Source organism: Bacillus sp. PPSBB_11 (genome assembly GCF_038023285.1).
Classification (GTDB): Bacteria; Bacillota; Bacilli; order Bacillales; family Bacillaceae; genus Bacillus; species Bacillus altitudinis.
The window spans coordinates 3,377,019-3,401,482 of record NZ_CP150633.1 but is presented as its reverse complement, the minus strand read 5'-3'; the positions used below and the strand labels follow the sequence as shown (position 1 = coordinate 3,401,482).

34 protein-coding genes are annotated in these 24,464 nt (G+C 40.9%); 22 read left to right on the top strand and 12 right to left on the bottom strand.

From position 1 onward, the window contains the following. The first annotated feature begins 35 nt into the window (after window positions 1-35). Both msrA and msrB read left to right on the top strand, forming a co-directional pair. Window positions 36-569: a peptide-methionine (S)-S-oxide reductase MsrA gene (gene msrA, locus V7L95_RS16580; protein ID WP_340967416.1), complete on the top strand. Its 534-nt coding sequence runs from the start codon at window positions 36-38 to the stop codon at window positions 567-569. Beyond that, complete coding sequence (gene msrB / locus V7L95_RS16575; RefSeq protein WP_008346418.1) at window positions 569-1,000, top strand: peptide-methionine (R)-S-oxide reductase MsrB; 432 nt, start codon at window positions 569-571, stop codon at window positions 998-1,000. Before msrA ends, msrB begins: the two co-directional genes overlap by 1 nt. A gap of 52 nt (window positions 1,001-1,052) precedes the next feature. Here the strand turns inward: msrB and V7L95_RS16570 are convergent, their stop codons facing one another. Further along, a complete protein-coding gene (locus tag V7L95_RS16570; protein ID WP_340967410.1) occupies window positions 1,053-2,081 on the bottom strand; it encodes an SDR family NAD(P)-dependent oxidoreductase in 1,029 nt (342 codons plus the stop codon). A 253-nt stretch (window positions 2,082-2,334) separates the two neighbouring features. On the opposite strand from V7L95_RS16570, the gene V7L95_RS16565 reads away from it, so the two are divergent. Further along, window positions 2,335-3,057 carry an N-acylneuraminate cytidylyltransferase gene (locus V7L95_RS16565; RefSeq protein WP_017367462.1) on the top strand — a complete coding sequence of 241 codons (723 nt, stop codon included), beginning with the start codon at window positions 2,335-2,337 and terminating at the stop codon, window positions 3,055-3,057. Between the two features lie 28 nt (window positions 3,058-3,085). Here V7L95_RS16565 and V7L95_RS16560 read toward each other — a convergent pair whose 3' ends face one another. After that, window positions 3,086-3,880 (bottom strand): DUF3880 domain-containing protein, encoded by a 795-nt coding sequence (locus V7L95_RS16560; protein ID WP_340967404.1) that lies wholly within the window; start codon window positions 3,878-3,880, stop codon window positions 3,086-3,088. 183 nt (window positions 3,881-4,063) lie between these two features. Further along, window positions 4,064-4,465: a hypothetical protein gene (locus V7L95_RS16555; protein WP_007500770.1), complete on the bottom strand. Its 402-nt coding sequence runs from the start codon at window positions 4,463-4,465 to the stop codon at window positions 4,064-4,066. Between the two features lie 208 nt (window positions 4,466-4,673). On the opposite strand from V7L95_RS16555, the gene cgeC reads away from it, so the two are divergent. The 7 genes from cgeC (at window position 4,674) to V7L95_RS16520 (ending at window position 10,774) form a co-directional block, all read left to right on the top strand. Further along, window positions 4,674-4,994 (top strand): spore maturation protein CgeC, encoded by a 321-nt coding sequence (gene cgeC, locus V7L95_RS16550; protein ID WP_007500768.1) that lies wholly within the window; start codon window positions 4,674-4,676, stop codon window positions 4,992-4,994. A gap of 18 nt (window positions 4,995-5,012) precedes the next feature. After that, a complete protein-coding gene (locus tag V7L95_RS16545; protein ID WP_048002262.1) occupies window positions 5,013-6,308 on the top strand; it encodes a glycosyltransferase family 2 protein in 1,296 nt (431 codons plus the stop codon). Between the two features lie 156 nt (window positions 6,309-6,464). Beyond that, complete coding sequence (locus V7L95_RS16540; protein WP_098680797.1) at window positions 6,465-7,841, top strand: sigma 54-interacting transcriptional regulator; 1,377 nt, start codon at window positions 6,465-6,467, stop codon at window positions 7,839-7,841. A 116-nt stretch (window positions 7,842-7,957) separates the two neighbouring features. Then, window positions 7,958-9,358: a lysine 2,3-aminomutase gene (gene ablA, locus V7L95_RS16535; RefSeq protein WP_008346434.1), complete on the top strand. Its 1,401-nt coding sequence runs from the start codon at window positions 7,958-7,960 to the stop codon at window positions 9,356-9,358. A 2-nt stretch (window positions 9,359-9,360) separates the two neighbouring features. Continuing rightward, on the top strand, window positions 9,361-9,642 hold the full coding sequence (locus tag V7L95_RS16530; RefSeq protein ID WP_024718564.1) for a YokU family protein: 282 nt from the start codon (window positions 9,361-9,363) through the stop codon (window positions 9,640-9,642). Between the two features lie 79 nt (window positions 9,643-9,721). After that, window positions 9,722-9,946 (top strand): YozE family protein, encoded by a 225-nt coding sequence (locus V7L95_RS16525; protein ID WP_008346438.1) that lies wholly within the window; start codon window positions 9,722-9,724, stop codon window positions 9,944-9,946. Between the two features lie 147 nt (window positions 9,947-10,093). Beyond that, entirely contained in the window at window positions 10,094-10,774 is a 681-nt protein-coding gene (locus V7L95_RS16520) for a hypothetical protein (protein WP_008346441.1), read from the top strand. On the opposite strand, the gene V7L95_RS16515 is transcribed toward V7L95_RS16520, so the two are convergent. Continuing rightward, entirely contained in the window at window positions 10,771-10,905 is a 135-nt protein-coding gene (locus tag V7L95_RS16515) for a hypothetical protein (RefSeq protein ID WP_017359686.1), read from the bottom strand. The genes V7L95_RS16520 and V7L95_RS16515 overlap by 4 nt on opposite strands. A 119-nt stretch (window positions 10,906-11,024) precedes the next feature. Here V7L95_RS16515 and V7L95_RS16510 point away from each other — a divergent pair, with 119 nt between their 5' ends. The 5 genes from V7L95_RS16510 to V7L95_RS16490 all read left to right on the top strand — a co-directional run bounded on the left by V7L95_RS16510 (window position 11,025) and on the right by V7L95_RS16490 (window position 13,932). Continuing rightward, on the top strand, window positions 11,025-11,195 hold the full coding sequence (locus V7L95_RS16510; RefSeq protein ID WP_008346445.1) for a YozD family protein: 171 nt from the start codon (window positions 11,025-11,027) through the stop codon (window positions 11,193-11,195). 51 nt (window positions 11,196-11,246) lie between these two features. After that, window positions 11,247-11,855, top strand: a complete 609-nt coding sequence (locus V7L95_RS16505) for a phosphatase PAP2 family protein (protein WP_017359684.1) — start codon at window positions 11,247-11,249, stop codon at window positions 11,853-11,855. A gap of 54 nt (window positions 11,856-11,909) precedes the next feature. Beyond that, window positions 11,910-12,227 carry a hypothetical protein gene (locus V7L95_RS16500; protein WP_007500756.1) on the top strand — a complete coding sequence of 106 codons (318 nt, stop codon included), beginning with the start codon at window positions 11,910-11,912 and terminating at the stop codon, window positions 12,225-12,227. Between the two features lie 110 nt (window positions 12,228-12,337). Next, entirely contained in the window at window positions 12,338-13,033 is a 696-nt protein-coding gene (gene deoD / locus V7L95_RS16495) for a purine-nucleoside phosphorylase (protein ID WP_007500754.1), read from the top strand. A gap of 68 nt (window positions 13,034-13,101) precedes the next feature. Beyond that, window positions 13,102-13,932, top strand: coding sequence for a M15 family metallopeptidase (locus V7L95_RS16490; protein WP_007500752.1), 831 nt, complete (start codon window positions 13,102-13,104; stop codon window positions 13,930-13,932). A 49-nt stretch (window positions 13,933-13,981) separates the two neighbouring features. On the opposite strand, the gene V7L95_RS16485 is transcribed toward V7L95_RS16490, so the two are convergent. Then, a complete protein-coding gene (locus V7L95_RS16485; RefSeq protein ID WP_008346452.1) occupies window positions 13,982-14,233 on the bottom strand; it encodes a hypothetical protein in 252 nt (83 codons plus the stop codon). A 92-nt stretch (window positions 14,234-14,325) separates the two neighbouring features. Continuing rightward, window positions 14,326-15,024 carry a class I SAM-dependent methyltransferase gene (locus V7L95_RS16480; protein WP_008346454.1) on the bottom strand — a complete coding sequence of 233 codons (699 nt, stop codon included), beginning with the start codon at window positions 15,022-15,024 and terminating at the stop codon, window positions 14,326-14,328. Between the two features lie 151 nt (window positions 15,025-15,175). Here V7L95_RS16480 and V7L95_RS16475 point away from each other — a divergent pair, with 151 nt between their 5' ends. Next, a complete protein-coding gene (locus V7L95_RS16475) occupies window positions 15,176-16,561 on the top strand; it encodes a S41 family peptidase (RefSeq protein WP_008346456.1) in 1,386 nt (461 codons plus the stop codon). Between the two features lie 40 nt (window positions 16,562-16,601). On the opposite strand, the gene V7L95_RS16470 is transcribed toward V7L95_RS16475, so the two are convergent. From V7L95_RS16470 to V7L95_RS16460, 3 genes are all read right to left on the bottom strand, one after another. Then, window positions 16,602-18,095, bottom strand: coding sequence for a sodium:solute symporter (locus tag V7L95_RS16470; RefSeq protein WP_007500747.1), 1,494 nt, complete (start codon window positions 18,093-18,095; stop codon window positions 16,602-16,604). Then, entirely contained in the window at window positions 18,080-18,298 is a 219-nt protein-coding gene (locus tag V7L95_RS16465) for a DUF3311 domain-containing protein (RefSeq protein WP_017359680.1), read from the bottom strand. The genes V7L95_RS16470 and V7L95_RS16465 overlap by 16 nt, the downstream gene beginning before the upstream one ends. 237 nt (window positions 18,299-18,535) lie before the next feature. Continuing rightward, complete coding sequence (locus tag V7L95_RS16460) at window positions 18,536-19,153, bottom strand: nitroreductase family protein (protein WP_008346464.1); 618 nt, start codon at window positions 19,151-19,153, stop codon at window positions 18,536-18,538. Between the two features lie 141 nt (window positions 19,154-19,294). On the opposite strand from V7L95_RS16460, the gene V7L95_RS16455 reads away from it, so the two are divergent. Together V7L95_RS16455 and V7L95_RS16450 are read left to right on the top strand one after the other, a co-directional pair. Continuing rightward, complete coding sequence (locus V7L95_RS16455) at window positions 19,295-19,627, top strand: winged helix-turn-helix transcriptional regulator (protein WP_017359678.1); 333 nt, start codon at window positions 19,295-19,297, stop codon at window positions 19,625-19,627. Between the two features lie 75 nt (window positions 19,628-19,702). After that, window positions 19,703-19,921, top strand: a complete 219-nt coding sequence (locus V7L95_RS16450) for a hypothetical protein (protein WP_003215921.1) — start codon at window positions 19,703-19,705, stop codon at window positions 19,919-19,921. A 40-nt stretch (window positions 19,922-19,961) separates the two neighbouring features. Here V7L95_RS16450 and V7L95_RS16445 read toward each other — a convergent pair whose 3' ends face one another. Beyond that, on the bottom strand, window positions 19,962-20,435 hold the full coding sequence (locus V7L95_RS16445; protein ID WP_008346468.1) for a germination protein GerT: 474 nt from the start codon (window positions 20,433-20,435) through the stop codon (window positions 19,962-19,964). 95 nt (window positions 20,436-20,530) lie between these two features. On the opposite strand from V7L95_RS16445, the gene rarD reads away from it, so the two are divergent. From rarD to bshB2, 4 genes are all read left to right on the top strand, one after another. Further along, the gene (gene rarD / locus V7L95_RS16440) at window positions 20,531-21,433 is read left to right on the top strand and encodes an EamA family transporter RarD (RefSeq protein WP_024718571.1); all 903 of its coding nucleotides are present in this window, start codon (window positions 20,531-20,533) and stop codon (window positions 21,431-21,433) included. A gap of 78 nt (window positions 21,434-21,511) precedes the next feature. After that, complete coding sequence (locus tag V7L95_RS16435) at window positions 21,512-21,793, top strand: hypothetical protein (RefSeq protein WP_008346472.1); 282 nt, start codon at window positions 21,512-21,514, stop codon at window positions 21,791-21,793. Then, window positions 21,790-22,140 carry a YojF family protein gene (locus V7L95_RS16430; RefSeq protein WP_008346474.1) on the top strand — a complete coding sequence of 117 codons (351 nt, stop codon included), beginning with the start codon at window positions 21,790-21,792 and terminating at the stop codon, window positions 22,138-22,140. The genes V7L95_RS16435 and V7L95_RS16430 overlap by 4 nt, the downstream gene beginning before the upstream one ends. A gap of 17 nt (window positions 22,141-22,157) precedes the next feature. Beyond that, window positions 22,158-22,823, top strand: coding sequence for a bacillithiol biosynthesis deacetylase BshB2 (gene bshB2 / locus V7L95_RS16425; RefSeq protein ID WP_007500738.1), 666 nt, complete (start codon window positions 22,158-22,160; stop codon window positions 22,821-22,823). A gap of 21 nt (window positions 22,824-22,844) precedes the next feature. On the opposite strand, the gene V7L95_RS16420 is transcribed toward bshB2, so the two are convergent. After that, window positions 22,845-24,212: an MATE family efflux transporter gene (locus V7L95_RS16420; RefSeq protein WP_048003184.1), complete on the bottom strand. Its 1,368-nt coding sequence runs from the start codon at window positions 24,210-24,212 to the stop codon at window positions 22,845-22,847. A gap of 59 nt (window positions 24,213-24,271) precedes the next feature. After that, a complete protein-coding gene (locus V7L95_RS16415) occupies window positions 24,272-24,397 on the bottom strand; it encodes a hypothetical protein (protein WP_003215647.1) in 126 nt (41 codons plus the stop codon). Window positions 24,398-24,464 lie beyond the last annotated feature (67 nt).

Here is a 24,464-nt window from a genome sequence, read left to right as displayed (position 1 = left end):
GATGATACCATTTTTTAAATGAAGGGGGCACTAATATGTCTGAAAAACAAGAATTAGCCACATTTGCTGGAGGCTGTTTCTGGTGTATGGTTAAACCTTTTGATGAACAGCCAGGCATTATCAAAGTTGAATCAGGGTATACTGGCGGACATACAGTGAATCCAACCTATGAGGAAGTATGTACAAATACGACAGGCCATAGAGAAGCCGTTCAAATTACCTTTGATCCAGACGTTTTTCCGTATGAGAAGCTATTAGAACTATATTGGCAGCAAATAGACCCAACAGATGATGGAGGACAATTTGGTGATAGAGGAGAGTCCTACCGTACAGGGATTTATTTCCACAATGAAAAACAAAGGCAACTTGCAGAAACATCAAAAGAGCAGCTGAGCCAAAGTGGAATTTTCCAAAAGCCAATCGTGACAGAAATTTTAGAGGCTAGCCCTTTTTATCCTGCTGAGGAATATCATCAGCATTATTATAAAAAGAACAAAATGCACTACGAACGATACCATGTCGGTTCGGGCAGAGCAGGTTTTATTCAATCTCATTGGAGTGATAAATAATGGCTAACGAAAAAGAGCAGCGCATCAAAGAATTAAACCGTATGCAGTACGAAGTGACGCAAAATAATGGAACTGAGCCGCCATTTCAAAATGAATTTTGGGACCATAAGGAAGAGGGCATTTATGTAGATATCATTTCAGGCAAACCATTGTTTTCTTCTTTAGATAAATTTGATGCCCATTGCGGCTGGCCAAGTTTTACAAAACCGATTGAAGATCAAGAGGTAGAAGAGAAAGTAGATACGAGCCATGGCATGGTGCGGACTGAAGTTCGCAGTAAGACGGCCGACTCTCACCTTGGTCATGTATTCCCAGACGGCCCAGGGCCAAAAGGTCTTCGGTATTGTATTAATTCTGCCGCTTTAAAGTTTATCCCGAAGGATGATCTTGAAAAAGAAGGCTATGGTCATTTGAAACACATCTTTCAATAATTGATTTAAAAATCGTCACATGGAAGTCAGCTGCTTCCGTGTGACGATTTTTTTATTTTTTATGGTGTGTATGATGTAATTGTTCAATGATGTGAAACAGCTTCTCTTTTGTAATGAGCGGTGCTTCGTTTGATGTGTAATGGGTCAAATGGACTTTTTGAAAATGAGGGTGAAGATGTAGTCTTGGTAAAATGGCATAAAATTGTTCATGTTCAAACAGTGAATCTGCCTCGTGAGGGAATGTGAGTTCCTCGTGAAGTTTTTCTCCAGGTCTTTTGCCGACAACGAGAATATCAGGAGAAGGAACGTTGATCTGACCGGCATATTCATGAAATGCTTTCAATAGATCAGCCAGCTGTAATGACTCCATCTTGAGAATGAATGTTTCGCCGCCTTTCATCATGATAGCTGCTTCAAGCGTGAGGGATACAGCTTCTTCGATAGACATAAAAAAGCGTGTCATCTTAGGATCAGTTACAGTTAGAGGTTGTTCATTTAACAACTGTTGAAGCATGATGGGGATGACGGAACCCCTTGATCCAAGCACATTGCCAAACCGGACAGAGCAAAACCTCGTTTTCTGATTTGAAATACTTTCATTCGCTTGAAAAAACAATTTTTCTGAAATTAATTTTGTAGCTCCCATGGCATTTGTCGGAGAAACCGCTTTGTCGGTTGAAATGTTGACAACATGACTCACTTCATGTTCAAGTGCTGCTTCGATGACATGCTGTCCGCCGATGATGTTGGTTTGGACAGCTTCAAACGGATTATCTTCGCAGGTGGGTACTTGTTTGAGTGCAGCTGCATGGAAGATGATATCTACCCCTTTGACAAGCTGCCTGACGCGGCTTGCATCCCTCACATCTCCAAGTGCAAATACAACCTCTGGATGCGCCGCATATTCATTTTTCATCATGTATTGTTTACTGTCATCTTTACTGAAGACAATGACCTTTTTAGGAGAGCAGGCTGTTAATTTTTTCACAATCTGCCGGCCAATCGAACCCGTACCGCCTGTGACCAAGATGATTTTGTCACGAAAAAAGGTCTTCAAACTCGTTTCTATTTGTTTGGACATATCTAATCCCCCAACTCTCATTTCTCTACTTTGCATCATATGTGAAAGAGAGGAAGACGTTTGAGGAAAAGAACCACTTCATGCATAAATTAGGTGAACCAATTATAACCATCTGCTTGACGACTTAATAGAATATGTAGAGATAGAAGATTAAGTAGAATAGCGAGGCACCTGAAGACTTCAGTACGGCGATCAGTTCAGCTCTCAGAATGTATTCACTGATACTGAGCTGCGCGAGGGGAGAAGATCATACATGTATAGGGGAAATCGTATTTTAGCCATGATCCCAGCTTTTAGCAGCAAGCAGGGGCATCATGCTGAACACATTCGCGTATTGGCGGAGCGGCCGCTAATCTATTGGACCATTCAGCCATTATTACAAATGATTGAATTAGATGAAGTCATCGTATCTTCAGAGGATGTGAATACTCAAATCATTTCGTCCCACTATGGAGCAAATGTCATTGAACTGCCAAGCACACATGTGACGGAACAAACACCTTCTTTAGTAGCTGTGAAGCATGCACTTGCTTATTTAGAACGAGAGGGAAAGACGTTTGATATTGTTTTGTATTTGCATCCAGCATCACCACTAAGGCAGACGGCAGATATTGAGAACTGCTTGCAGCTTCTAGTAGAGGGAGGATATGATTGTGCGGCTTCTTTTACAGAGGCGTTAGAAAATCCAAATGAAACTTGGACACTTCATGACACCAATGAAGCCAGCCTGTATAAGGACAATCATTATTTTTTTGTACCAACTCAGGAGCACCCTTATACGTATGGACGTTTAAATGGAGCTGTCTATGCGTTTCATGTTCCATATGCAAAAGAATGCATTCATTCCTTTTTAGAAGGATCTGTTGGTGCATATATGATGGATCATGCGCAATCGCTTGTTGTGAAAAGTGAGGAAGATCGGAAAAAGGCAGAGAAGATTTTATTGGCTCGACAAGATGCAGAAGGAACGGCATAAGATGATGGCAGTTAGAAAAAGCGCCCGGTCATAGGGCGCTTTTGACTATTTCATAAAGTCTGTATGGCAGCGTATCAAATGTGTTCCAGCGAACGACTTGCTCGTAATTGTTCTCTGCAACCGATTGTCTTTGCTGAGGGTTTGTTACATAGTGCTCGACCTGCTCAATCAAATCGTTTTCATGTGTGTAAAAAGCGAAGCTTGAAAATGCCTGTGACGGTTGTAGATCTGTCAACTGAAAGCCTCCGCTTGCAGCGATATCAAATGCTCTGTTGTTAAGACTCATATTTTGAACATTGGCTTTGTTTTGATTATAGGCAAATTGCGCGGGCCTGTGCGGATTCAGAACAATGGCTGATGTTTGATAGATGTCTGCCATCTGCTCGGGACTCAGCCAGCGGGTCATCAGTGAGAGATCGCGATATCGTCTGCGTGATTTATTCAACACGCGATGCCACTCTTTTCCTGCTACGAGAATGCGCCATTTGTTTTGATGTAAGAGTGTATCGATGGCTTTGAGGCGGTTTGGATAAGGGTAGCCAATGAGTGCAATGTCATAGATGCACGACTCATGTGGTGATTCTTTTTTCTGAAATACGTGTGTATTGGTTGGAATGGGAAAGTAGTGCGTGTGATCAGCGCCCATTTGTTTGTAAAATGACAAAGCACCTTCGTCAATCGTTAAGATCAGCTGTGCATCACTTACACATGCAGCTGACACATCTATATAAAAAGGGTCTTCTGTCATCCACAGTACAACGGGGATCTTTTCTTGTTTGAATTGATGAAGCAGTTCTGTTGGAATATGATCACCGATCATCATGAAAACAAAATCCGGAGAAAATGTCCGGATTTTGTGCATATGAGCGGGTAGAGTTTCCCTTTCCACCTTGACGCATGAAAAGGGGGAATCAATGAAGCTATCTTCTATCCATTGATCGAACATCCGATAGATTCCACCGTAGCCAGAGCTGATATAAAGAAGCTTCATGATGGCCCTCTCACATTAAGATGTGAACGTAACACTTTCTACTTTATCTACATCTAATAGAGTCGTTGCAGAGCCTGTAGGTGTCACAGAGCTTTCTTGTGTGACGAAAACAACACCTGTTGAAGCATCGAATGATACGAATTGAACGGGTCCGATTAAGTCACCTGAGTCCATGACAATGCTAATGACTGTTCCAGGTGCAAGTCTTGCGAAAATCCATCTTGCTGGTTGAGATACGTCGAGTGTTGTAGCAGAATCTGAAGGTGATGCTTCAGCAGCTACCTCACTAAATAAATCGTTCAATTTTTCTTCCACTTGAACTCCTCCTTCTTCGAGATTAACTGTTAACGCATGACTAAGCGGTTTGAAAAACAGCTTTAATAGCTCTTTTTTTAATTCGGCACGCTTTTCGCTCATGTTTTCCCCATCCTTTCTTCATCCATTCAAACACACCACTATGTATATGCCGTTCTCTTTTTTTGGTATAAGCAGAATGCTCATTCCTTGTTCTTTTTTTCATTTAATGACTTCACACATTTTTGAAAAATGTTTTCAAATGCTGATGCTAAATGAAGTGATCCTCATACTCTAGTAAAGATCAAACGAGAAGAAAGAGGGAATCTGAATGGAATTTGAACAACTATTAAATGGCTGGAACGAAGAATTACTAGAAACAGAAGGAATACTTGAAGTTGTGTTGATTATACTTCTTCTTCATCTTTTAGAGGAAAGTGAGGAAGGGAGTGCGTCAGAGATTAAAGAATTGCTGCGCCCGTGGCTTGAGCTCGGCATTCCGCTGCCGCGTGTTCATTTAGTCAATGGAGATGTGCTGCAAAACGTGGTTGTCGTACAATTGTTTGACTCAGTAGCAGTCTTTAAAAATGCGACAAATCAGCTAAGAGTAAGTGTTCCTTATGTGAACATTGTCAGCTGGGGGGCTTTTTAATCTATTTAAAAAAGGATAATGGTCATGAAAGTATCAGTGATATTAACAAGCTACAACAAACCTGATTTCATTGAACGTGTGTTAAAGAGTGTGGTAGAACAAACGTATCAGCATTGGGAGCTTTTGATCATGGATGATGGCTCTGAACAAGAAACGATCCAAAAGATGCAGCCTTATTTAGTGGATAAGCGCATTCAATTGTATTCTCATCAAATTTATCCTGCAAACCGGCTGAAGACTGTACGTTATGCAACGCTAATTAATGAAGCATTAACACTTATAACAGGTGAGCTGGTTTGTTATGTAACTGATGATACAGTCTACAGAAAAGATCGTTTAGAGAAAATGGTCGAGGTTTTTCAATCGAAGCCTCACATAGATATCGTCTATTCCTCGCAGCGTGTCGTGCATGTGAATCAGCATTTGGTGGAAACGGCGAGCTTCGTTCGAGAAGCAGATCAAGTGTTGGAGCATGCATCCTTTCAAGTCGACCATTGCTCTGTTATGCATAGAAGCCGGCTGCTTTCGCTTATTCATGAAAAATACGGACAATACTGGGCCGACGAACCAAAACATTGGCATCATGCTGACTCTGTGTTTTGGATGAGACTGAATCATTTTGCTGCGTTCTATCCATTACAAGAAGTACTAGATACCACATATAAAACGCCACAATCATTCCATCATATGTTTGCGAGTATGCCCTACGATTTAATTGACGGAACTGTGATTGAAAGAGATGGCGCTTATTATCAAATCGCTCACGGATGTCTTCATCTAATTGACAAGCGCTGGGTGAATGAAAAGAACAGGCGTGCGATTCGTGTTCCTTCCTTATGTACGATGAAATATGAAATGAACGAGCCGCTGACAGTTCCGAATTATACAGTCGTCACTGCAGATAACGGAAGAACATTTTATTATATTGAACATCAGACAAAAAGAAGGTTTGCTTCAAGACGTGATGTGCAATATTTTCAGTTTCATCAAAAGGAGATTTACACGGTCACAAAACAGCAGCTGGAGACGTTTGAGGAAGGCAGCATCATTCAAGTATCTCCTATATTCAGCCCGCCAAATAGACGGCTGTTTAAATGGAAACAAGATGTCTATTTATTTGTGCATGATACCTTTTGCCGAATTGTCCCTGAGGTAGTGAAAATATTTGCGTTTTACCATCAGCCAATCAAACTACAACCTTCTCAATTTGCATTTTTTCAAGAAGGAAAGCCAATTGTGCCGCTGTATATGGAGTCACTTCAGGAATTTGACTTGTCTCTTTATCAGATGTCAGGACGAAAGCACTCCTCCTAAGAGGGGTGCTTTTTTTAGAATAGATGAAAAAAGCAGGAGATCGACAGGAAAAAGCGAATCGTGAAAAGGATAGGGGAACACGTTGAACATCATCAAGCCGCTGAAAATTGGGCAATACAGTGCCGAATTTTCGGCATAGAGAGTGAGGGGGAAATAGTGGGGAAGGTTGTCGAAAGAGCGGATTGGTTTGAATTAATTTTAGAAGCCATCGATGAAGCGATTCACGTTGTAGACGATCAAGGGGTTACCATCTTTTATAATCATAATGCAGCGAAGTTCGACTGTTTAGCGAAAGAAGAGGTGATTGGCAAGTACATACTGGATGTGTATCCTTCATTAACTGAAAAGACAAGTACACTCATGCATGTACTTAGAACAGGAAAACCCATTTATCATTCGTTGCAAACCTATTTGAATAAAAATGGAGAAAAAATTGAGACCGTCAACACCACACTGCCCATTATAGAAGGCAGCAAGTTAATTGGGGCGGTAGAAGTAGCGAAGGATGTGTCGAAGCTGTCGGCGCTTTCGAATCGTTTAGATCAAAAAAAACGAACGGATGGTGCCGCGGAGACCACTCAAATGCTCGATTTTTCTGCATTTTTAACAAATGATCCACACTTAAAAGAGATGCTGGAGAAAGCGAAAAAAGCTGCTGCATATCCTTCATCGGTTATGGTCTTCGGGGAAACTGGGACAGGAAAAGAGGTACTCGTACAAGCGATTGTTCATGCATCTGATCGGAAAGATCAAGTCTTTATCCCGCAAAACTGCGCTGCTCTTCCAGAATCGCTGCTTGAAAGTCTTTTATTCGGGTCTGTCAAAGGAAGTTATACGGGCGCAATAGATCGCAAGGGGCTGTTTGAATTAGCAGATGGCGGTACGCTTTTTCTTGATGAGCTGCAAGCGATGCCGCTTACGCTTCAAACAAAATTACTGCGTGTGTTAGAGGATGGTGTTGTCCGCCGGATAGGTGATGCAAAGGCGGTTCAAGTAAATGTCAGAGTGGTTACTGCTCTCAATATCGACCCATTTGAAGCCGTTAAAAAACAAATGTTAAGAGAAGACTTATTTTATAGACTGCATGTGTCATCATTTCATATCCCGCCGCTTCGCACAAGGAAGCATGATATCCAGCTGTTATCCCGCCACTTTATTCAAACGTATCATCAGCAATTTTCTAAAAACGTCAACCGCCTTTCTGAAGAAACTGTCCAAGTATTTATGGCCCATCAGTGGCCAGGGAATGTCAGAGAATTAAAACATACGATCGAGCATGCCGTCTTGATGATGCCAAAGGAAGCAGAAGAAATCACCCCAGCATATCTTCCTGCCCATTTGCGGACGCATCAGATAGAAAGTCATCCGCCAGAGTCCTCATTAAAAAGTCAAGTGACGTCATTTGAACAAACGCTGATTCAAGAAGCTTTAAGACAGCACGCAGGGAATATTAAGCAAACAGCAGCCGCTTTAAAAATTCCTCGACAAACATTGCAGTATAAACTAAAAAAATATATAGATGCCAAAAAGTAGGCACTTCAAACAGGTGAATGTGACGGAAAAGCTCCTTTTCTAAAGAATAGGGGCATTTTCCCATGTTGGCACATAACTTGCATAGTATAAAGTGAATGCTGATAGGGGGAATGGATATGAATCAAAAACTGTATCAACCTGCGCGACATTGGAAGGACATTGAACTTTGGAAGGACGTACCCGAGGAAAAGTGGAACGACTGGATTTGGCAGCTGACGCATACGGTCAAAACGCTTGAAGATTTAGAAAAAGTCGTGAACTTAACAGAAGAGGAAAAAGAAGGGGTGAAGATTTCCACGAAAACCATTCCACTCAACATAACACCCTACTATGCCTCACTGATGAATCCAGACGATCCAAGATGCCCAATCCGTATGCAGTCTGTACCGATTGCAGAAGAGCTTCATAAAACAAAATATGACCTCGAAGATCCGCTCCATGAAGATGAGGATTCACCTGTTCCAGGTTTAACGCACCGTTACCCAGATCGTGTGCTGTTTCTTGTCACAAATCAGTGCTCCATGTACTGCCGCTATTGTACGAGAAGACGTTTTTCCGGTCAGATCGGGATGGGCGTGCCGAAAAAGCAATTAGATGCCGCCATTGGATATATTAGAGAAACCCCTGAAGTGCGGGATGTGTTAATTTCAGGCGGTGACGGGCTGTTAATTAATGATCAAGTGCTTGAATACATTTTGAAAAACTTACGAGACATTCCTCACGTTGAAATCATTCGAATTGGAACACGTGCACCGGTCGTGTTTCCGCAGCGAATTACAGATGAATTGTGTGAGATTTTAAAAAAATATCATCCAGTTTGGCTGAACACTCACTTTAATACAAGCATTGAAATCACAAAAGAAGCGAAAGAAGCGTGTGAGCGACTTGTCAATGCTGGCGTGCCTGTTGGTAATCAGGCGGTGATCCTAGCAGGAATTAACGACAGTGTTCCAATTATGAAGAAGCTGATGCATGATCTCGTCATGATTCGCGTCAGACCTTATTATATTTATCAATGTGATTTATCTGAGGGGATCGGCCACTTTAGAACACCGGTTTCAAAAGGCCTTGAAATCATTGAAGGCTTAAGAGGACATACGAGTGGTTATGCTGTGCCAAGCTTTGTTGTAGATGCACCAGGCGGAGGAGGTAAGATCACCTTACAGCCAAATTATTTATTATCTCAAAGCCCAGAGAAAGTGGTCCTGCGTAACTTTGAAGGTGTGATCACCTCTTATCCGGAGCCAGAACATTACGTCGCCGGCCAAGCGGATGCGTATTTTAATGAAATCTATGAAGAAAAGAAAGAACCCGCCATTGGCATAACAGCTCTATTTGAGGATGAAGCAAGATCCTTTACGCCTGAAAATTTAAGCCGAATGAAACGAAGAGAGTCTTATGAAACGAATCCTGAACATGATACGCTCAAAAACAAACGCGAAAAACGAGATGAATTAAAAGAGAAGAAATATCAAGCCCAGCTCAAAAAAGAACAAACCGTAAAGGAGGAGAAATAACGTTGCTGACATGTGATTGGTGTGAGGAGAAGAAAGCGAACGCAGGACAGACCACAGTCTATTGGGAACTCATCACGGGCACACAATCGATTGAGATTTTGGAAACGCCTTCGATTTCTTGCACGCATTGCGGGATGACGTATCAGAAGGATGAGACAGTAAAAGAGATAGAAGATCAATTAATTTTAGTCGATCAAACAAAACTTCCAGAAAAAATCTCATATGAAGAATTAATGAGCATGGAGCGGTTATTAAAGCGTAATTACTTTGATTTTTCTTCATAAGTTGTACCTCCGCCTATACAAGTCATCAAATTCCTGTATAATATAACAACAAAATAGAGTGTCGCGGAGGGAAAAACAGGTGAAGTCGTTTTACCATTATTTAATGAAGTACAGACATCCAAAACCGAAGGATGACATCAGTCATTTTGCAAATGCTGCTTATGAAGATCACAGCTTTCCTAAAGCATCCACTGATTATCATGAGCTATGTGCCTATTTAGAGTTAAATGGGGACTATTTAAGCTCCATGACGACATTTGATGAGGCTTTTGAGCAATACGAAGTAGAAGTCAAAAAAAAATAACACACACAACCGCTTGTTCCGTATGGAAGAAGCGGTTTTTTCATGAAGAAATAAAATGGCGTTTTGCATGGTGTGGTTGCCCATGCAGAATTCCTTGCGCCGGCATACGATACGTTAAGACCAAAAGTCGGGCAAGGGGGAGACAGAATGAAGGCGAAAGCACCAAAATATAAAGTAGGGGATATTGTCGTCGTTGTCATGTACGGCACAGTTGGAACGATAACAAAAGTCCATCAAATTGACCAACATTATCTATATGAGGTCAATCATAATGAGGTGCTTTATTTTGAAACATCACTCCAGCTTTACGATGAGTACGACGGGGTGATTGTAGATACAGAAAAGCTGGACATTGAATATGAGTTCCTCATTGGCGATGTTGTATATGTAAAGGATTACGGGAAAGAGCTATTTAAAATCATTGGCCATCGGACTGAGATATGGCGCTACCTTGAAGATGGCTGGGAAGATGTCATTTATGAACTGACAAGGTTAAAAGACGGAGAATGGCTGGAAACAGAAGAAGAAGACTTGACGCTTGTCCTAAGAAAATATGAGATGGATCAGTTTGTTCATCAGCTTCTTTTTGTGCATTACGTTGGAGAAACCTCAAAAGAAATAGAGGAAGATATGGTGCAAACCGCTCTATTACAGTTAGAAGAGAAACAAGAAAGCGAAGCATCACTAGAATTTCTCGCTGTATCTATAGTGGATGAGCTTCTTGATATTTACAATGATTATAAAATTCTCTATGAATTTTTCAAAGACCCAGAATATAAGGATATGATGGACTTTATTTTGGAAAGTTTAAACGAGCATTTTGGTTAAAAGAAGACTTGTCCTAACACGAATAAAAAGTAAGGAACACAGAAAAAAGCAATCACATAAAACCATCCCCTCAAGATACGGCCCATCACCTGATCAAAAGTATGTCCATCTAAAATGCTTAACCATTTCATTGCCTCATGCCCCTTTTCTTTTCGTTTACTGCATTTATATGTATGGAATGAGCCATTATGACAAACTGTAATAAAAATAAGGCAGCGTTCATACATCATAAAAAAGGAGGCGGAAAGCAATGAAAGAAGCAGATTTGGTGATTGATACAGAGGAAATTGCAGAATTCTTCTACACGGAGCTGGTCAAAAGAGGGTACATACCATCTGAGCTGGAAACGTTTGAGCTTGCCGATATTACATTTGAATATATGCTGAGGAAAGCAATGATAGTTGAAGAAGAGGCGCGGTAGGCACTATACTTTGAAGAGATTCTGAGTAGAAAGGGAGGGGAATTGGTTCGCGTGTATGTCATCATTTTTTTCCTTTTGTTTGGCGCCATCGCAGCGCTTATGGTGTCTGGCATGTTCCAGGAGTTGGACAACCAGATCATCTTATCGTTTGAAAACATCAGACTTCCTTTTTTAAATGATGTCATGCTGACTTTGACTGACTTTGGTATCAGTGCGCTGCTTGTCCCAATCATGCTCATCTTTAGCGTGGTGCTGTTTATGTATAAACGCTACCACTCTATTATGCTGCTTTTTCTACTATATATAGCAGAAAAAACGGTCAATCATGAACTGAAAGGACTGTTTGCTAGAGAGCGTCCAGCCTTTGATCATCTAGTGAATGAGACCTATTACAGCTTTCCGAGCGGACATTCTATGAATGCAGCAACGATCTATCCATTTATCGCCTATCTATTCATTGAAATGGTTCCGTGGCTGAAAAAGAGACAAAAAGCAGTCTACATGGTGACAGGGTGCTATGTGCTGATGATCGGCATCAGCAGGATGTATATCGGTGTTCATTATGTCACTGATGTAGCAGGGGGCTTTGCGATAGGACTAGCTTTATTTCTCATATGTAAAAAGATTGACGAAAAATTGTCCGTCATTCGACAAAAATAGAAGAAGGAAATTCATAGATCCCAGCCAATTTTATATAAAAGGGGAGGGATTTGAATGCAATTGACGTTGAGATTTTTTCAAAAGAAACCTTCAGCTTATCACTTAACCATTTATCAAACACCTGAATATGGTGCAGAAAGCGGGCATCAGCCTGTGTACCGGACAAAGATTGGCGGCAGGACACACCTTGATGTACTGGAAAAAGCATTCTCGACATTTAATGTACAAGATACAGTCCCTAATGATTACAATGCACGGTTTATCACAACTGGGGATATCGTTGTGATTGATGACCAGAAAAAAGGGAAGTGCTACTACCAGCTCTTTCCGGCAGGATGGAAACGCAGTGAACGCCTAATGACGATGAGTTAAATATAAACGACGATGCCAGCTTTACTTTCAGCTGGTATTTTCTTTTTTGAACGCAATCGTTTATAATAAATGGGACTAAACACATGTTAAACGTAAGTGGAGGCTAAAAAATGAGTGTACATATTGGAGCAGAAAAAGGACAAATTGCAGAAACGGTATTGCTGCCAGGCGATCCGCTTCGTGCGAAATATATTGCAGATACATACTTAGAAGATGTTGTGTGCTATAACGAAGTGCGCGGCATGTATGGTTATACTGGAACATATAAAGGAAAACGCATTTCTGTACAAGGTACTGGAATGGGCGTACCGTCTATTTCGATCTATGTGAATGAGCTGATCCAAAGCTATGATGTTCAAAACTTAATCCGTGTTGGCTCTTGCGGAGCGATCAAAAAAGATGTCAATGTACGTGACGTCATCTTAGCTCAAACATCATCAACAGATTCTCAAATGAACCGTGTGGCATTTGGACCGATTGATTACGCACCATGTGCTGATTTTGGTTTACTGAAAAAAGCCTACGACACAGCAGAAGCGAAAAATGTAGCTGTGCGTGTTGGGAATGTATTTACAGCAGACCAGTTTTATAATGAAAAACCACTTGAGCTGATGGACCAATATGGAATTCTAGCGATCGAAATGGAGACAACGGCTCTTTATACGCTTGCTGCAAAATTTGGCAGAAAAGCGTTGTCGATTCTGACAGTGAGCGATCATGTGCTAACAGGAGAAGAAACAACTGCTGAAGAGCGTCAAACGACATTTGACGAAATGATCTTAATTGCACTAGATTCTGTTTTATAATAGTATAAAGGGTGTGCTACGATGTAGCGCATCTTTATTTTTTTAGTAGAGCAAAAGGAAGGTATGTCATGAAGAAAAGCTATAAAATACTCTCAATCGCATCGATTCTTGGTTTGACGGCCGCATTATCAGGCTGCCAGTTGCTGGATCAGAAAAGCGGTACCACTGAATCTAACAAAACAAACGAACAAAAGAACGCAGCAAGTTCATCATCCCAGCAAAACTCAAACGATACGGCAGATTCATCTAATCAAGAGCTGACGTTAAAGAGTGAATATTTCAATGACATCAAGGTAGTGAGCGGACTGAAGACCATTCAAAACCCTGAAAATGTGCTTGCTTTAGTGAACAAAGAATATGCACTGCCAGGAACCTATAAACCTTCTGATCTCGTTGTACCAAAAGTGGAATTCTCTTTTTCAGAGGATATTGAAAAACGATATATTCGAAAAGAAGCAGCGGAGGCACTTGCAAAGTTATTCAAAGGTGCTAAAAAGGAAAACTTTGAGCTTGCTGCAGTATCTGGCTATCGTTCCTATGATCGTCAAAAAGTCATTTTTGATAGTGAAGTGAAACTAAAAGGGAAAGAAAAAGCCCAAGAAGCCGTAGCCTTACCAGGCGAAAGTGAGCATCAAACAGGTCTTGCCATGGATATTTCCTCAAAAAGTGCCGGCTTTGAAATCTCTGAAAAATTTGGTGAAACACCTGATGGTAAATGGGTAGCCAAAAACGCTTATAAATATGGCTTTATCATCCGTTATCCAAAAGGGAAAGAAGACATCACGAAATATGAATATGAGCCGTGGCACTTGCGCTATGTAGGGAAAGAAGCTGCAAAAGCGATGCATGATCATGATTTAACTTTCGAAGAGTATATGAATAAAGTGAAGAAAATATAAACAAATAAAAGGCCTCCCGAAGCTGGGAGGCCTTCTTTTATACGCCGTTTTAAAAAAAGAACAAACCTGCTAAAGCGAAGCCGGTAATAAAACCGAGACCGATGCCATAAGCTGCACCCCAGCCATAATAACCTCCGTAATATCCATAACCAAAGCCCCCGCGGGACCCGCCGACTGGCCGGATATAAACTTTGCGGTTTGACACCCGCTCAATACGTCCAACATGTACTCTGCCATTTCGATCAGTAATTCTAGCTACTTTCCCCATATGCTGCTGACAAAGTTTATAGTAGCGCTCCATGTTTTTCCTCCTTATGACAAACTCTTTTCACTCTTATCCTATGCGAAAGACTTCATAGAGTTTGGACAAAACATATAGGAGATTCGCTCATTTTATACTGTACATTCAAATACAAGGTGACTCAGATGTTCTCGGTGTGTTTGAATCAGGTCATAGTGTGTCTGTAATGTATCATAAAGAGAAGATGGTATTTGATCTGATAATTCCATTTCGGTCGGCTCTTCCTGCACCATGTGTTCATCAAATGAGAGAATCTGAATGTCACGGAATCCTGCGGACGCTAACTGTTTTTTCCATTCAGGAAATGAAAAGAGGGAGTGAAACCCATAAAACTCCCGAATGGTTGCCTGTTCTTTTGAGGGGAGCGGCACTTTTAACACAGCCTCATTTGCGATCAATTGCTTTCCAGGAGCAAGCACCCGTTTGATCTCAGCAAGCGCAGCAGGTAAATGGGTGAAACTTAAAACAGATTCACTGATCAGTAGAGAGAACGAGTCATCTGAAAATGGCAGGTGTTCGATCGATGCTTGCTGTGCACGGAAAGGTAGTTGTTCCCGCTCGAATCGCAGATTGGCTTTTTCAATCATCAAAGGGTGTGTATCAATCGCCTCTACTTCATAACCTAAATGTCCTAGATAGGCGGCTGTTTGTCCTGTGCCGCATCCAACATCCAGTATACGATCGTCAGACGCCAAGTGAAGATGCTCAATCATCGTTTTTGTTAGCTCAATTCCGCCAGGATGGGCACCTGATACACCAAAATAGGCAAGCATTTCTACATAGTCACTCATGGAATCCCTTCTTTCTTTATCATGTTTCTCTCTAAAGATTATGCATTGCAAGGCGAAATGGCTTATCTTTTCAAATAGAAGTTTGATCCTTTGGTTGACGGATGAAGAATCGTCCTTGATAATAATGAAAGGAGATAAAGGTGGTGTTTTTTTGAAAAAACAATTCAAGTTCGTGATAGCCATTCTGGTGACAGCAGCGCTTTCCTCAGCGATTACATTTGTGATCACAAAACAAGGTGCTGTCAGCGTTTCAGGAGATGAGAAGTTTAGTAAACTCATGGCTGCATATACGAAGGTAAAAAACGAGTATTACGAAAAAACGGATGATCAAAAACTAGTAGACGGTGCGATTCAAGGAATGATTGCATCACTTGATGATCCATACTCTACATATATGGATCAGGAGGAAGCCGAAGGATTTAACAACACGATTTCATCTTCATTTGAAGGAATTGGTGCACAAGTAGAAGAGAAGGATGGACAAATTTTAATTGTCGCACCGATTAAAGGCTCTCCTGCTGAAAAAGCTGGTTTGAAACCTCATGATCGTATTTTAAAAGTGGATAGTAAAAGTACAAAAGGTATGTCAGTGAATAAAGCCGTTTCTCTTATCAGAGGGAAAAAAGGAACGGATGTCAAACTGCATTTGAACCGACAAGGTGTTGGGAATGTAGATGTCACGATCACAAGAGATACGATTCCACTTGAAACGGTGTATGCAAAACTAACAAAAGATAAAATAGGCGAAATCCAAATCACGTCTTTTGCTGAAACCACGTCTAAAGAGTTAGATAAAGCGATTGATGACCTCGAGAAAAAAGGGGCAAAAGGTTTTGTCATTGATCTGAGAGATAATCCAGGCGGCATTATGACAGAAGCAATTGAAATGAGCAATGACTTTATCGATAAAGGAAAAGTCATTATGCAGGTTGAGGAAAAAGGAAAGAAACAAGTGTACAAAGCGGAAAAAGAACGCAAAGTTCATCAGCCGACAGTTGTTCTTGTAAACGGCGGTTCAGCGAGTGCTGCTGAAATCATGGCGGCAGCTCTGCACCAATCCTCTAGCATTCAACTGGTTGGAGAAAAGACATTTGGTAAAGGGACTGTTCAGAATGCGCAAAGCTACAATGATGGTTCTAGTGTGAAATTAACCATTGCCAAGTGGCTGACACCAGACGGGTCTTGGATTCACAAAAAAGGAATTGAGCCACAGGTGAAAGCATCTCTGCCGAGCTATGCGAAGCTGCCATACTTAAGTCCGAAAAAGACGTATCAACTGAATGATGATGGAGATGAAGTCAAAGCGGCTCAAAAAATGTTCCAAGCGCTTGGCTACAAAGCAAAAGCCAATGGAGAATACGATCAAGCATTCCAGTCGATCGTGAAAAGTTTCCAATCAGATCACGATCTAAAGGCTGATGGTATTCTGACAGGGGATACAACGACGGTACTGATGACAAACATACAAGATAAGCTCAAGAAAAATGACACGCAAATGAAAAAAGCCATTGAAGTGTTGAAAAAAGAAATGAAATAGAAAAAGCAGTCCTCATCAGGGGACTGCTTTTTTTCTTGTATTACGCTTTGTTAGCCACAGGTTCCGTTGTTTTCCCATTCTTTTCAAACAAATCACTTGTCACAGCATTAGATGTGACATTCTTTTGGAAGAATGGATTCAAAATCAGGATGACCACAACGTTTGCTAGTAAACCAAGAAATCCTTCATAAAGACCAAACGTGACTTGTGAGATATTGGCTGTAAAGGTGACGATGATGCCAACAACTAAACCCGCAATCGTTGCTTCTCTCGATTGTTTTTTCCAGAACAAGCTGATGGCAATGGCTGGGAAAATTTGAACCATTCCTGAAACACCGATCAGCTGAAGCGTGACAAGCGCAGTCGGGAACAGCATACCGAATAAAAGAGCAAGCCCGATCACGATAAATACCATCGAACGTGTAATGATCGTTAACCGTTTAGGTGACACAGTTGGATGGATTAAATCACGGTACAAATTATTGGCAAATAAATTCGACGCCCCAATGGCCATGATCGAACATGGAATGAGAGAAGCAAGTGCAATCGTTGAATACGCAAGCCCCTGCATCACGCCGCCATATGACGTCTGAATTAAATGAAGAAGAGCAAATCTTGGATTTGTATCTTCCGGTAAGACTAAAAAGGCAATGAAGCCAAGGAAGATGACCAAAATCAATACAATGTTGTAAAGAGGTAAAAACATACTGTTTTTACGGATGGCATCTGCGCTTTTGGCTGTGAAAACACCAGTTGCTGCATGTGCCCACATAAATAATGCGAGTGCAGAAACACCTGATGCGGTAATAAACCACAAAATGCCTTTAGGCCCGCCTTCAGGAATCGTCAGAAGCTGTGGGGCTTCCTTAGCTAACGTATTCATCATTGGTGTCCAGCCGTTAAAATGAATAATCGGGAGGGAAACGACCATAAAGAGCATGATCACCCAAACAAGAATATCTTTAATAATGGCTGTATATGTAGGACCTTTAATACCACTGAAAAATGTATAAAGTGCAACTAAAATAAATGAAATTATAACAACTGCATTCACATTAATATAACTCGTTCCAGCGACAGTTAACGTATCTTGAATCCCGCTGAGCTGAAGACAAATGTATGGAATGAGCATGAGTACACCAACAATGGCAATCAAACTGGATAACAGTTTACTGTCAAATCGCTCACGTGCATAATCAGCAAGTGTTGTCAGCTTGTGATTTTTTGCAACCGTCCAAAGTTTTGGTAAGAAGAAATACGCAATAAAATAAGCAAGAACTGAATAGGGGATAGCGAAAAAAGCAACACTTCCCGCTGTATAAGCTGTACTTGTGAGCCCTAAAAAGGTATAAGCAGTATATAAGTCTGCGCCAACAAGGAACCAGACGAGAAGCCCGCCAAATTTTCTCCCGCCAACAGACCATTCTTCTACTGATTGTCTTGATGATTTATCACGACCAGCGGCAAAACCGATGACCACGACGATGAAAATGATACTTGCAGTTATCAATAAAGCTGTTAAGTTTCCTTGCATTCGTCAGTTCCTCCATTTGAATGTTGCATCCTGTAAATGATAAATGTGCAAACGGGTGTGAGTACAATCCATAGTAAGAGCCAGAAGTGGAAAAAGGGCAGCCCGATGACAAATGGATGAATACGATTCACAAAGGGGAGCAGTGCAAGCTGTCCAATGAATGGAATCGCGATGAGTAGCGCCAGTATCAGTTTTTTGTTCATGTTTTCCTCCTCTAATATTTTGTAATTTCATAATAATAGCAGTTGTCAGATTAGATCACAAGACCATTTTCAGAAAAAACAATCATTTTTATGAATATCATACTAATATAACGCTTTCATTTTTAAAAAGAGGTAAATAGAGAAGAATGAGAAAGGAAGACTTGAAAATAAGTATGGAAAAATAATATTTAGAGCAAATAAAAAAGCCCCAGCATGAAGCTGAGACTGTGCCGTTTTTTATAGGAAATCAGATACTTCTTCGATGTCAAAACGATTGCTTTTATGAGCTTCTTTTGCTGCTTTGCCGACAGAAATCAACATCACTGGTTCGTATCGACCGCTCACATTGAATTCTTTCACGTACGCTTCTTTGCTGAAACCGCCCATTGCGCATGTATCATATCCCATTGCTTTCGCCGCAATCATTAATTGCATAGCAGCTAACGAAGCGTTAGAATACGCAGCTTCACGTGCATATTGCTCGCTTTGATAAGCACCATTAATTTGCGTCATCAATGTTTCTTTAATATCTTCTGTGATGAAGCCTTGTTCTGCTAGCTCACTGTAGATTTTTTCACCCTTTAGATTGGCTTCAAGGTCACCAAGCACTGCAATCACAGCTGATGCTTGAGAGACTTGTTTTTGATTGTAAGCAATTGGAAGAAGTTTTGCTTTTGATTCAGCACTATGGAAAACAGTGAAATGCCAATGCTGAAGGTTCCAAGCAGATGGTGCTTTTGTTGTGATATCAAGAAGCTCTTTTAACTCTTCTTTTGTCATTTCATGAGTTGTATCATACTCTTTTACTGAAGCTCTTTCTTTTAAAATGTCAATCGTTTTTTGATCGCTCGCCATATGGATATTTCCTCCCGTTTTTGCAAATAGTATGGTACAATAAATAAAAAAGTGAGAAACTTACTTATTGTAACTAGAGATATATTTTAAATTGTACACCGTTAGTTTGTCAAACGATTATGAAAAGAAAGGCTGAAATATATGGAATTTCAATTATGTCCAAACATTCAGCAAGCTTTTTTGCTTCTTGGCAAAAGGTGGAATGGTCTCATCATTCATGTATTGCTTGATGGTCCGAAGCGGTTTAAAGACCTGACGGACATTATTCCATCCATCAGTCAAAAAATGCTCGCAGAACGCTTAAAAGAGCTTGAGCAAGAAGGAATCATAAAGCGCACTGTACTTCCTGAAACGCCAGTCAAAGTCATCTATTGTCTAACCGAAAAAGGGAGTGCATTACATGGTGTGTTCGGAGAAGTATCGCGCTGGGCAGGGGAGTATGCTGGATCTCATGAAAAAAAGGAGCAAGCTTAGTTTTAGGTTTGCCCAAACGTTTTGTCTTCTAATGAATATGCTGATGTTAGGCACATGACAAAGGAGGAGAAAAGCATGTACCCTCATACTCCGTATTTTCGAGGCGGTGCCCCTGGCATTCCGCCATATGAATCTAGAGTCCCTTTGTTTTTTGGTTTTGGCGCTCCTTTAGTCGGCGGACTGCTTGGCGGATTTCTAGGAAGTGCGATTTTTAATTATCCTCGTCCATATTACCCGCCACCACCACCGCCTGTTCCACCACCTTATGGCGGCGGATATCCACCATATTATTAAGAAAAAAGAGTAAGCCTGCTTCCATTTCAAAGCAGGCTTTTTATAATGGAATATCAATTTCAGAAATGCCTGGATCATCATGCTTTAAAAACATAATTTCTAAAATACCATCTTGATACGAAGCCTTCGTTCCTTTTCTTTTCACAGCAGCAGGCAGGACAACCTTCTTTTGTTTATTCTCTTCAGGAAAATGATCAATAAACAGCAGATTGGCTGTATGTTTGATTTTTACTTTTTCCGTGTTCGGACGATCGAGCTCTATTTTGACAAACACGTGATCTGTCGTCTCAAATACTTCAACATTCGGCTCTTTCTTTTTTTTATCGTCTGTCTCTCTTTCTTTCTGCTTCTGAGACAGCGGATCCTGAAAGGGGAATTGAGCAGAATAATTGGAGCCGAAAACACTTTCCATGACTTGATTGACATATTGCTCAACGTCTTTAGGATCTGAATTTTTTAACGCTTCTTTTGAAAATTGCTTTTGAAAAGGGAATAATCGGTTCCAGTCAAACATGCAAATCATCCTTTCTAAATGCCCTGAATTAGTATATGCCCATAATGTGATGTGCGTGCTATAATATACGATAGGTTTAGAAAGGAATGGTTAGATTGAACGAACAACAATCAAAAGGTGTCTTATATACGGCTGCATCTTTTACATTATGGGGGTTGTTCCCATTATATTGGAAGCTGATGGAGCATATTTCGTCAGGCGAAATTTTAGCGCACAGAATCGTATGGTCCTTTGTTTTTATGTGCGGTATTCTTTTATATTTAAAGCAAGTCCGTCCAGCGATGCAGACTGTGAAAGGTCTGATGATAGATGGAAAAGCACTTTTTTCATTACTTTTATCGGCTATTTTAATTTCGGTCAACTGGTATGTATACATTTGGGCTGTAAATCACGATCTGATGCTGGAAGCGAGTTTAGGGTATTATATTAATCCGCTTGTATCAGTTTTACTAGGCATCATTTTCTTAAAAGAACGACTGAATAAAATGCAAACCACCGCCATTCTCATTGCTGCAGCTGGTGTCATCATCTCAACTGTTCAGTACGGCTCATTTCCTGTCGTGGCTTTCGTATTGGCTTTTAGTTTTGGGTTTTATGGACTGATTAAAAAAAGAATGAGTTTTACGAGTGCCATTGGATTAACCATTGAAACACTGCTTCTTGCACCAGCTGCGCTTGTTTACTTATTTTTCTTCTTAAAAGAACCTGTTGTCACGATGAATCCGAGCAGCTTCGGCTCTCTTGGGCTATTATTTTTTGCAGGTGTCTTTACAGCTGTACCGCTTCTTTTATTTTCTGAAGGAGCCAAAAGAATTCCTTTATACCAAGTTGGTATTTTGCAGTATATTGCACCAACTATTACACTCTTTTTGGGGCTATTTGTGTATCACGAACACTTATCTGCAGCAAAAATCGTGACATTCCTCTGTATTTGGGTGGCGATTTTACTATTTACAACCTCTCAACTCCGAATGAAAAAAACAGCGAATTCTCATTAAAGAGACGAAGCAGTTTGCTTTTTTTTGCAGGCGGATCATGTCATAATAAGTTGTTACCAAAACTGTAGAGGTGATCACATGTCATCAGTCGATGAGCTTGCACACGCTTATCAATCTTTATGGAAAAATCGGCAGCTTGATGTAGTGGATATGACTTCATTACACGAGGCGATACGAGATGATTTGCTTGATGCACGCACCCATCCTCGCGCAAGAAAGTCATTACATCAAAAGTATGTACTCGCTGTGGAAAGAATTTTAGAAAGCACGATTGAACAGGGTCATCAACTACAGCTGATCAGCTTACATACGAAAAAGCTGCGAGAACTAATTCAAAATGAAGGAAGGAACCACTCATGAAACCAATTCAAACGGAAGATGTCACAGCACATCTTGAATCGTTTTTAAATCGGCCAGTCTTCGTTCATCTTGAAACGACAACTGGTTCTTATTCAGCTCATGTGAATGAGCAAAATATGACGGTCGTGGCGTATATCCGCAACGCAAAAGTTGTCTATTCACAGGCAAAAATAAAAGGACAAGGTCCATACCGTGTCGGAATGAAAACAGAAGATGGCTGGATTTACGCAGAAGGTTTAACCGATTACGTGTTTGATGAACAAGGTCGCCTGCTGTTAGCAGGACACCTGCCAGACGGAAAACTAGCGATCTCATTACAAATTAGTGAAACACCATTTCAGGTGTAGGAGAGAGGGGAACAGTGATGAACGAACATGTACTTGTGATGCTGCCTCACCCCGACGATGAATCCTTCGGGGTCGCAGGGCTCATCGCGCAAAGCAGAAAACGTGGAATTCCAGTGACGTATGCATGCGGGACACTTGGAGAAATGGGAAGAAATATGGGAAGTCCAACTTATGCTAACCGTGAGACACTTCCTGAATTAAGAAAACAGGAATTAATCAATGCATGTAAAGAAATGGATGTCACAGACTTGCGAATGCTTGGTCTTCGAGATAAAACGTTGGAATTTGAAGATGATGAGTATTTAGCGGATGTGATGGAACGCATAATTGATGAAGTGAAACCAACTCTTATTGTCACGTTTTATCCAGGTCATGGCGTACACCCTGATCATGATGCGACAGGTGAAGCGGTCATTCGTGCTCTATACCGCAAGAAAAAAGAAGACCGTCCTGTCACATACTGCATGGCCATTACGAAAAATCGAGAAGAAGTGCTAGGAAATGCCGATATTGTGATTGATATTACGGATGTAGCCGATATCAAATTAAATGCACTAAGAGCGCATAGAACACAAACAGAAGGCATGCTAAGAGAGCTTGAACAAAAGCTGAAAAACAAAGAACCAGTCGTTCAAAAATGGTTTGATGAAGAAATTTTCTGGACGTATCAATGGAATGACTAAATGAAAGGCAGCTGACTGAAGTCAGCTGCCTTTTCCTGTTGTATGAGAATGCATACGTCTTTCAATCAACCTAAGACGAACAAATAGGACGATGGCACCTGCGGCAAGCCCAGTAATCAGCCCAACCCAATAACCAAACGCTCCAAATGAGGTATACGTGCCAATCAAGTAGCCAGCTGGAAGGCCGATGACCCAGTAAGAGACAAACGCAGCAATCAGTGTGTAATTCACATCTTTATAGCCGCGCAGAGCCCCCTGAATGGGTGCAGCGATCGCATCTGACAGCTGGAAAAAGATCGCATACATCAAAAAGTGCTGTGTCATTTGTAAAACAGCTGATTCAGTTGTATATAAACCAGCGATCTCAGGTCTAAATAACAAGATGAGTGCTGCGGTACATAATGAGAACAAAACAGCTGTTGCAATGCCAATATAGCTGTAGCTTTTTGCGTCTTTATACCGCATGGCACCGGCTTCAAAACCTACAACAATCGTTAAAGCCATTGAGATACTAAGCGGCAGGATATATAAAATAGAAGCAAAGTTCATTGCTGCTTGGTGACTGGCGATTGTCACGGTATCAAAGTGACCCATTAAGAGCGTGACAGCTGCAAAAATACTTGTTTCAAAAAAGATCGCAAACCCAATAGGGATACCGATTTTCAGTATTTGACCCATTCGTGCGACGTTGAAGCGAGGTAATGTCTGAAACAACCGAAAGGATGCAAACGGTTCGGCTTTGATGACAATACAAATACTCATGATGAAAATCGCCCAATACGTCAGCGCAGATGCAAGACCTGCCCCTGCACCGCCAAGCTTTGGAAACCCAAAGTTTCCAAAAATAAAGAGATAATTTAAAACAAAATTAATAGGAAGTGCGGTTAACGTAATGAACATCGTTACACGTGTTTTTCCTAATGCATCAATGAACGATCTCATGACTGAATAACCAAAAAGCGGGATGATTCCAATAGCAAGGAAGCTGAGAAAATGACGGGCAATGGTTTCTACGGATGGTTCAAGCCCAAGTCGCCCTAAAATAAACGGAACACACATCGATCCAATGACAATCACCACGATACTTAAAAGAAAAGATAAATAAATGGCCTGGAAGACCGCACGAGGAACATCTTCCCTGCGGCCGCCGCCCATCAGCTGAGCCACAATAGGGGTAACAGCCATTAAAATGCCAGCGAGACCAGTATAAACAGGTGTCCAAATGCTCGAACCGATCGCTACACCTGCTAGGTCTTCTGCACTCACTTTTCCAGACATCACCGTGTCTAAAAATGTGATGAGCGAAAGACCTGCCTGTGTAATTAAAATCGGAATCAATATGGTTAAAAATTGTGCCAACTTTGCTCGAATACTATTCGTTTCTCTCATCATAAGTTCCTCTCTGAACAGAAATAACGAGAGGAATTATATCACGCTATGTAAAAAAATCAATTCTCCGTCGGATTATTTTTCTTTGAGGGCTTCGTTTTTTTGAACATTTGGGCATAAATAAAAGAAAGACTGACAACACCTAAAATGCTGCAAGCATATTGAATCACTTTTTGAATGGTCATATTGAATTCACCTCCATGCAAATAGAATGTGCACAATTTGTTATTTTATGACACAAGCGAAAGAAGG